The 1,659-nt window shown below is 67.5% G+C and carries 1 protein-coding gene and 1 pseudogene; both read right to left on the bottom strand.

The window, feature by feature from the left end; all coding sequences use genetic code 11:
* Positions 1 to 274 precede the first annotated feature (274 nt).
* Positions 275 to 1,260: pseudogene (locus tag ACFV3I_RS18720) on the bottom strand (IS5 family transposase).
* Between the two features lie 75 nt (positions 1,261 to 1,335).
* Positions 1,336 to 1,521: a DUF397 domain-containing protein gene (locus ACFV3I_RS18715; protein ID WP_378823953.1), complete on the bottom strand. Its 186-nt coding sequence runs from the start codon at positions 1,519 to 1,521 to the stop codon at positions 1,336 to 1,338.
* Positions 1,522 to 1,659: the final 138 nt, after the last annotated feature.

Raw genomic sequence — 1,659 nt, 5'->3', positions numbered from 1 at the left:
CCCTTGCGCATCTCGTTTCTCCGTCTGGTGTTCAGTTGTCTCGGCATGTGAACGAGTCTGTCGGTGGGGTGCGGCAGGCACATCGGCCCGGTGTCTCGAACCGTCTTCGACCACAGGCGGAGCGGTTGATTCGACTCTGGTCGACGGCGCATCAGCCCTCGGTCTGATTCAACGCCCGTGCGGTGTCGCGATAATGACCAGGTGAACACGGACGTCGCGCCACGGCTCGGGTGGTGGCAGCAGACATGGCGGCTAGGTCCTGTCTGGAGTTTGATCATGAATGCGGTGCGATGCTGCGGAGCCAGAGCATCGCACCGCACAGGTGGAGCCCGGCCTCGTAGCTCTGCGGGGTCTTGTCGAAGCGGGTCGCTATGCCGCGCCAGTTCCGCAGGCGGTTGATGCACCGCTCCACGGTGTTGCGTTCGGTGTACAAGTCCGCGTCGTGGCTGACGGGGCGGCCGCCGCGCGAGCCGCGTTTCTTGCGGTTGGCGGCCTGGTCCACCTTCTCCGGGATCACCCCGCGGATCCTTCGCTTTCTCAGGTAGCGGCGGTTGCGGCGGGAGGAGTAAGCCTTGTCGGCGGCCACCGCGTCCGGCCGGGTCTTCGGGCGTCCGGCCGGCCCGCGCACCTTGATCCGCTCCAGGACCGGGACGAACTGAGGACTGTCGCCGGCCTGTCCGGGCGTGAGAACGAACGCCAGCGGGCGGCAGCGCCGGTCGGCCGCCAGGTGAATCTTGCTGGTCAACCCGCCCCGGGAACGCCCCAGTGCAGCAGCCTTCAAGCGGGCGCGGTGCCGTCGGCGGGTCCGGCGCCGTTCAGCGCGGCCGTCGGCGTTGGATTGCCCCTCTCGCGGTTCTTGTTCCTTAGATGCGCCCCCTTTTCGGACTCGACGGCCGCCTCCAGGGCCGCCAACTGCTCCGCATCGAGGATCATCCCGGCGGCGTGGTGGTGGGCCCGGGACGTCGCGGAGTCCACGCTGACCAGGCCCATGTCGGTCTCACCTCGGGCGGCTGCCTCTGCGATCACCGCCTCCATCAGTTGCCGGAAGGCGCCCTGCCCCACCCAGATGCGGAAGCGGTCGTAGGTGCTCTGCCAGGGCCCGAACTCGCTCGGCAGGTCGCGCCAGGGACTGCCGGTGCGGAAGCGCCACATCACCGCATTGAAGTGTTTCCGCAGGTCAGGGATGGGCCCGACCGCGGCGATCGGGAGATGGGGCTCGATCAGGGCCCACTGCTCGTCGGTGAGATCGCCTCGCGCCATGACTGACGATTTATCAAGACCGGGCCTCAGCGCGCAGGCGATACACCGAATCGTGATCCGAACTCCAGACAGGACCTAGGCCTGGGCCTTGAGGGTCGCGATGAAGGCGCTCCAGGCGGCGGTGGGGACGATGAGGGCGGGGGCGTGGGGGGTCTTGCTGTCGCGTACGGGGACGACGCCGGGGTAGTCCTCGGTGATCTCGACGCACTCGCCCCCGTTGGTATTGCTGTAGCTGCTCTTGCGCCAGCGGGCACCGCTCAGCTGGGGGGTTGTCGCATGTCCGGTACTCCTCCATCACCTTCTGGATCAATGCCGCTGACTCCGTCAACGGCAGAGCGTTGGCGCGCACCACCTCGTACTGCCGTCGCCATTTCCTCACGGTCTCCCTGTCTTCGTACA

The organism is Microbacterium sp. NPDC059771 (assembly GCF_042732495.1).
In the GTDB taxonomy this organism is placed as follows: Bacteria; Actinomycetota; Actinomycetes; order Actinomycetales; family Microbacteriaceae; genus Microbacterium; species Microbacterium sufflavum.
This window is presented reverse-complemented; position numbering and strand designations above follow the sequence as displayed.